At 43.0% G+C, this 6,651-nt stretch carries 5 protein-coding genes; all 5 read left to right on the forward strand.

Going from position 1 to position 6,651, the window contains the following annotated elements:
* The first annotated feature begins 11 nt into the window (after positions 1-11).
* The 5 genes from parE (at position 12) to rraB (ending at position 6,549) form a co-directional block, all read left to right on the forward strand.
* A complete protein-coding gene (gene parE, locus VRK28_RS09655) occupies positions 12-1,901 on the forward strand; it encodes a DNA topoisomerase IV subunit B (protein WP_332393846.1) in 1,890 nt (629 codons plus the stop codon).
* A 52-nt stretch (positions 1,902-1,953) separates the two neighbouring features.
* A complete protein-coding gene (locus tag VRK28_RS09660) occupies positions 1,954-3,054 on the forward strand; it encodes a PQQ-dependent sugar dehydrogenase (protein WP_058586580.1) in 1,101 nt (366 codons plus the stop codon).
* Positions 3,055-3,064: 10 nt separating this feature from the next.
* Positions 3,065-5,362: a DNA topoisomerase IV subunit A gene (gene parC / locus VRK28_RS09665; protein WP_058586579.1), complete on the forward strand. Its 2,298-nt coding sequence runs from the start codon at positions 3,065-3,067 to the stop codon at positions 5,360-5,362.
* Between the two features lie 165 nt (positions 5,363-5,527).
* Positions 5,528-6,214, forward strand: a complete 687-nt coding sequence (locus VRK28_RS09670; RefSeq protein ID WP_082389235.1) for a 1-acylglycerol-3-phosphate O-acyltransferase — start codon at positions 5,528-5,530, stop codon at positions 6,212-6,214.
* Positions 6,214-6,549 (forward strand): ribonuclease E inhibitor RraB, encoded by a 336-nt coding sequence (gene rraB, locus VRK28_RS09675; RefSeq protein WP_054552644.1) that lies wholly within the window; start codon positions 6,214-6,216, stop codon positions 6,547-6,549. The genes VRK28_RS09670 and rraB overlap by 1 nt, the downstream gene beginning before the upstream one ends.
* Positions 6,550-6,651 lie beyond the last annotated feature (102 nt).

Genomic DNA, 6,651 nt, shown 5'->3' on the forward strand with positions numbered 1-6,651 from the left:
ATATAAAAACTATGAGTCAGCAAAATTATAACGCCGAAGCAATTGAAGTCTTAAACGGATTAGAGCCCGTAAAACGCCGCCCAGGTATGTATACCGACACGGTTCGACCTAATCATTTAGGTCAAGAGGTTATCGATAACAGTGTCGATGAAGCAATGGCAGGTCATGCCACTAAAATAGATGTCATCCTTCATGAAGATAACTCCCTTGAGGTTATCGATGATGGCCGTGGTATGCCGATTGATATTCACCCTGAGGAAGGTATTCCAGGGGTGGAACTTATTTTTACCAAGCTGCACGCCGGCGGTAAGTTCTCTAATAAGAATTATCAGTTTTCTGGTGGTTTACACGGTGTAGGTATTTCGGTTGTAAATGCGCTATCGACTCGTGTTGAAGTCATTGTGCGCCGTGATGCGCAGCAATTTCGTATGGCCTTTGAAAACGGTGACAAGGTTGAAGACTTAAACGTCATTGGCACTGTAGGTAAGCGTAACACAGGTACAACCGTGCGTTTTTGGCCTGATGCTAGCTATTTTGACTCAGCTAATTTTTCTATCACTAAGCTTAATCACTTATTAAAAGCCAAAGCGGTATTATGCCCAGGCCTGCGCATTAAGTTTACCAACAAGCAAACCAAAGAAAGCCAAGAATGGTATTACGAAACAGGCTTAAAAGATTACCTAGTTGAAGCAGTTAAAGGTTTTGAAGTATTACCAAAAGAGCCGTTTATTGGTGACTTTTCAAGTTCAACAGAAGGTGCTGACTGGGCTGTTGTATGGCTACCTGAAGGCGGTGAATCAATCGCTGAAAGTTATGTAAACTTAATTCCTACTGCACAAGGCGGTACACATGTTAATGGTTTACGCCAAGGCTTGCTTGAAGCTATGCGTGAATTCTGCGAATTCAGAAACTTATTACCGCGTGGTGTAAAGTTAACGCCAGATGATATTTGGGAGCGCTGTAGCTACGTATTATCGGTTAAAATGCAAGACCCACAATTTGCAGGCCAAACAAAAGAGAAGCTTTCATCTCGCTCATGTGCTGCATTTGTATCTGGTGTAGTGAAAGACTCATTTAGTTTATGGTTAAACGAGCATACAGAAACGGCAGAATTATTAGCTGAGTTATGTATCTCAAATGCGCAGCGCCGTTTACGTGCCGCTAAAAAAGTTGTGCGAAAGCGTGTTACCTCAGGCCCTGCATTACCGGGTAAATTAACTGACTGTAGCGCCCAAGATAATGACCGTACTGAACTGTTTTTAGTAGAGGGTGACTCAGCGGGTGGCTCAGCAAAACAAGCGCGCGACCGTGAGTTCCAAGCAATTATGCCGCTGCGCGGTAAAATCTTAAATACCTGGGAAGTTGAATCTGGGCAGATTTTAGCATCGCAAGAGGTGCATGATATTTCTGTCGCTTTGGGTATTGACCCTGATTCAAGTGATTTATCTGGTCTGCGTTATAACAAAATATGTATTTTGGCCGATGCTGACTCGGATGGATTGCACATTGCTACCTTGCTTTGTGCGCTGTTTGTCCGCCACTTTCCATCGCTTATCAAACAAGGCCATGTGTATGTAGCTATGCCGCCGCTATTTCGTATCGACATTGGTAAAGAGGTTTACTACGCCCTTGATGAAGACGAAAAGAACGGTATTTTAGCGCGCATTGAAGCTGAGAAAAAACGCGGTAAGGTTAATGTTCAACGCTTCAAAGGGTTAGGTGAAATGAACCCGTTACAATTACGCGAAACCACCATGGATCCTAATACGCGTCGTTTAGTGCAATTAACCTTAGACGAAGAAGAGCAAACCATGGAAATGATGGATATGCTACTTGCGAAGAAACGTTCGTCAGACCGTCGCCAATGGTTAGAAGATCACGGTAACCGCGCAGAAGTTTAATAAAGGGTGTAGCAACCTAGTTGCTAGCAAAGAATTAAAGGGCAAGACAAAAATGAAAAAACTACTGACCTCATTATTATCGCTGAGCTTGTTATCAGCGCCTGTAATGGCAAAAGATATTCTTGATAAGTTAACAGTTGCTGATGGGTTTTCTATAAGCCTGTTTGCCGATGATGTTGAAAACGCGCGTCAAATTGCGGTATCAAAAAGAGGCATTGTTTACGCAGGTTCGCGTAAAGCAGGTAATGTTTATGCACTGATTGACCACAACAGTGATGGTGTTGCAGATAAAAAGATTGTCATTGCTACTGGCCTAGAAATGCCATCAGGTTTAGCGATTAAAGATGGTGATTTATATGTGGCTGAAGTGTCACGTATCATTCGTTTTAAAGACGTAGACAAAAACCTAAAAGATCCTAAGTTTGACGTGGTATACGACAAGTTTCCGACTGATCGTCACCATGGTTGGAAGTTTATTAGTTTTGCGCCAACCGGTGAGCTAATTGTGCCAGTGGGTGTGCCATGTAACATTTGTGCGGAAGACGACAAATACGGCCGCATCTTCTCGTTAGATGTGGATACAAAAGAAATTAAAACCATCGCCAAAGGTGTTCGTAACTCAGTTGGTTTTGATTATCACCCAACAACGAATGCATTTTGGTTTAGTGATAACGGCCGTGACATGATGGGCGATGACATGCCACCTTGTGAAATTAACCGTGTTGGTGAAGGTGAAGAGGGCGCGCATTATGGTTTCCCTTATGTTCACGCTGGGGCGATTTTAGACCCTGAGTTTGGCAAAGGTAAAAGTATTGCTGACTACAAATCGCCAGCCCTTGCACTTGGTGCTCATGTTGCTCCTCTAGGTATTCATTTTTATAACGGTAAGCAGTTCCCTGCTAAATACAAAGAGCAGCTTTTTGTTGCTGAGCATGGTTCGTGGAACCGTAGTAAAAAATCAGGCTATAAAGTGATGCTAGCAAATGTTGAACAAGGTCGTATTACTAATTACACCCCGTTCATCACAGGCTTTATGCAAAACGAAGAAACATTTGGTCGCCCGGTTGCATTTGCAGAACTTGCAGATGGCAGCTTATTGATCTCAGACGACTTTGCTAATGTGATCTATCGCGTTAGTGCTAAGAAAAAATAGGTAAGCGTTAATGAGTGATACAGATACCTTGCTGATGCAAGGCGTAGAACAACAAACAATGGGGCGCTTTACTGAAGACGCCTACTTAAACTACTCAATGTACGTCATCATGGACCGTGCTTTACCTCATGTAGGTGATGGTCTTAAGCCTGTACAGCGTCGTATCATCTATGCAATGAGCGAGCTGGGGCTATCGGCGCAAGCAAAATATAAAAAATCAGCCCGTACCGTGGGTGATGTACTGGGTAAATACCACCCCCATGGCGATAGTGCATGTTACGAAGCGATGGTGTTAATGGCGCAGCCGTTTTCTTACCGCTACCCGCTGGTGGACGGTCAAGGTAACTGGGGTGCAGCTGATGATCCTAAATCATTTGCTGCAATGCGTTACACCGAAGCGCGTTTATCTAAGTTCTCAGAAGTTCTACTAAAAGAACTGGGTCAAGGCACTGTCGATTGGACCGCAAACTTTGACGGTACACTTGATGAGCCAATGGTGTTACCTGCGCGTTTACCACACATCTTACTTAATGGTGTAACGGGGATTGCAGTAGGTATGGCAACCGATATTCCACCACACAATGTGCGTGAAGTTGCTAGTGCCTGTTGTTTATTACTTGATAAGCCAAAGACAGAAATCGAAGAGTTGCTTGAGTTAGTGCATGCGCCTGACTACCCAACAGAAGCTGAGATCATCACACCGAAAGACGATATTCGTAAGATTTATCAAACCGGACGTGGTTCTATCAAGATGCGTGCAATTTACACTGAAGAGCAAGGTGACATAGTGATCACTGCGTTGCCTCATCAGTGTTCAGGTGCAAAAGTACTTGAGCAAATTGCAGCGCAGATGAATGCTAAAAAGTTGCCAATGGTTGCTGATTTACGTGACGAATCTGATCACGAAAACCCAACTCGTATCGTGATTGTACCGCGTTCAAACCGCATTAAAGCTGAGCCATTAATGGCACACTTATTTGCAACTACAGATTTAGAAAAGAACTACCGCGTAAACTTAAACATGCTTGGCCTTGATGGTCGTCCGCAAGTTAAAGATTTACGTAGTATCTTAACTGAGTGGTTAACGTTCCGCCGTGAAACGGTTCGCCGTCGCTTACAGCACCGTTTAGATAAAGTATTAGCTCGCTTACATATTTTAGAAGGTTTATTAACGGCCTTTTTAAATATTGATGAAGTTATCGAAATTATCCGTACTGAAGATAAACCAAAGCCTGTATTAATGGAGCGTTTTGGTTTAACAGATATTCAAGCGGAAGCGATTTTAGAGTTAAAACTACGTCATTTAGCAAAACTTGAAGAGTTCAAGATTAAAGGTGAGCAGGATGAGCTTGCCCTTGAGCGTGACAAGTTAGAGCAAACGCTTGGTTCAGAGCGTCGTATGTCGACCTTGATGAAAAAAGAAATTCAAGAAGCGGCTGAAATGTATGGCGATGATCGTCGCTCACCAGTTGTTGAGCGTGTTGAAGCGAAAGCGTTAAGTGAAAAAGACCTTATCCCTTCAGAGTCAGTGACCGTTGTGTTATCTGAAAAAGGTTGGGCACGTGTTGGTAAAGGTCATGATTTAGATGTTGAAGGGCTAAGTTATAAGTCAGGCGACAGCTATAAAGCCTCAGCGCGAGGTAAAAGTAACCAACCAGCAGTGTTCTTAGATTCAAGTGGTCGTGCTTTTGCTACTGATGCACACAGTTTACCTTCAGCTCGAAGCCAAGGTGAGCCAATGACAGGGCGCTTTAACTTAAGCGCAGGAGCCAACTTTGAGCATGTGGTGATGGCAGAAGACAACCAAGTGTTGTTAATGGCCTCAGATGCAGGTTATGGCTTTATAAGCGACTTTAAAGATCTGGTGAGTAAAAACAAAAACGGTAAAGCGCTGGTCAGTGTTCCTAAAGGCGGTGAATTACTCGCGCCAATTAGAGTAACTGATGTAGCAACAGATTACTGTATGGCAATTTCTAACGAAGGCCGCATGTTGTTATTCCCACTGCGTGATTTACCTAAACTTAGTAAGGGTAAAGGAAATAAGATTATTTCTATCCCAAGTGCGAAAGTGCAAGCCCGTGAAGAGTTTGTAAAAGTACTGGCTGTGGTGCCTGCGGGCAGTAGCGTAACCCTGCATGCAGGTAAACGAAAACTGACACTGAAACCGGCTGATCTTGAGCATTATCATGGTGAACGCGGTAGACGTGGTAACAAATTACCCCGTGGTCTGCAGCGAGTTGATGAGGCTGTAGTCGAAGTGACTCAAACAGATGATAGTGATGAGTCGCCAAGCGAAGTAACAGAGTAAAAACCAGAGGCCTGCAATTGCAGGCCTTTTTATTGTTAAAACGTTATGAAATTTTAAGCGTACACATGTGCGCTTAAAGCTATGGAAATGGTATTTTTCACGTTATAATGCGCGCTGATTAGTACGAGGAGAATTCGTTTGTTAGCTATTTTTCGCATAATTTTCATGGCGTTATTCATTGTTTTGAGCTGTGTTTTTGGGCTGCTTTTATGCATTGTGAAGCCGTTTCATACTAATAACGTGCATATTATTGCAGGTTGGTTTTGCAAGGTAGCTAAAATTTTAGGTGTCAAACTAGAGCTTAAATATCACGAGACTCCAAAAAATATTGGTCCTGCTGTCTATGTAGCAAATCATCAAAATAACTATGACCTATTCACTTTACCAGCCATGGTGCCAGAGAATTGCGTAAGTCTAGGTAAAAAAAGCCTCAAATGGATCCCGTTTTTTGGTCAGCTATATTGGTTATCGGGAAATATCTTAATTGACCGTGCTAACCGCTCAAAAGCGGCAGGCACAATTTCTAAATCGGCTGAGAAAATAAAACAAAAAGGTTTATCGGTTTGGATGTTTCCTGAGGGAACAAGAAGCTATGGCCGTGGTTTATTACCCTTCAAAACTGGGGCATTTCATACAGCAATGAGTGCTGATGTGCCAGTAGTGCCGGTTTGTATGAGTACAACGCACAAAACTATTAAGCTAAATCGCTGGGATAATGGTACAATTTACCTCGAAATGTTAGCGCCGATTTATCTTGATAAAGACGTATCTGCTCGTGACCATGCTTCACATGTTCATCAGATTATGGCTGCTAAAATAACTGAATTAGATGCTCAAGTGAGAAACAAATAATGGAAAATTGGCGCGAAATTACTGAAGACATCGTTACTTCATTACTTGAAGATGGCTCAGATCCTGAAGTACTTTATGAAGTGGAACACCACTTTGTTAGCGAAAATTTTGAAAAGTTAGAGCAAGCCGCTTTAGCCGCTTTTAAACTAGGTTACGATGTTGAAGAACCTGCAGAACTTGAGCTAGAAGACGGCGAGAAAGTGTGGAGCTTTGACGTGGTTGTTGAGTGTGAACTTGACGTAGAAGCCATTATGGAAGACGTAGACAAGTTAGAAGCACTCGCTCAGCAAACCGACGTTGAATACGACGGCTGGGGCACTTACTTTCAGGAATAAATAGCTAGAGAGCTGTCAGCTATCAGCCGTCAGCTTTCAGGGATATGATCTGACCCCGATAAAGTAGACACGGGGTTTAATTAACTTGTTCGTACTGCATGG

Origin of the sequence: Pseudoalteromonas sp. P80D2 (assembly GCF_036680945.1) — a bacterium.
Classification (GTDB): Bacteria; Pseudomonadota; Gammaproteobacteria; order Enterobacterales; family Alteromonadaceae; genus Pseudoalteromonas; species Pseudoalteromonas shioyasakiensis.

Coding starts and splice junctions, on each gene's coding strand:
- parE (WP_332393846.1), top strand. CDS start 12: ATGAGTCAGCAAAATTATAACGCCGAAGCAATTGAAGTCTTAAACGGA.
- VRK28_RS09660 (WP_058586580.1), top strand. CDS start 1,954: ATGAAAAAACTACTGACCTCATTATTATCGCTGAGCTTGTTATCAGCG.
- parC (WP_058586579.1), top strand. CDS start 3,065: ATGAGTGATACAGATACCTTGCTGATGCAAGGCGTAGAACAACAAACA.
- VRK28_RS09670 (WP_082389235.1), top strand. CDS start 5,528: ATGGCGTTATTCATTGTTTTGAGCTGTGTTTTTGGGCTGCTTTTATGC.
- rraB (WP_054552644.1), top strand. CDS start 6,214: ATGGAAAATTGGCGCGAAATTACTGAAGACATCGTTACTTCATTACTT.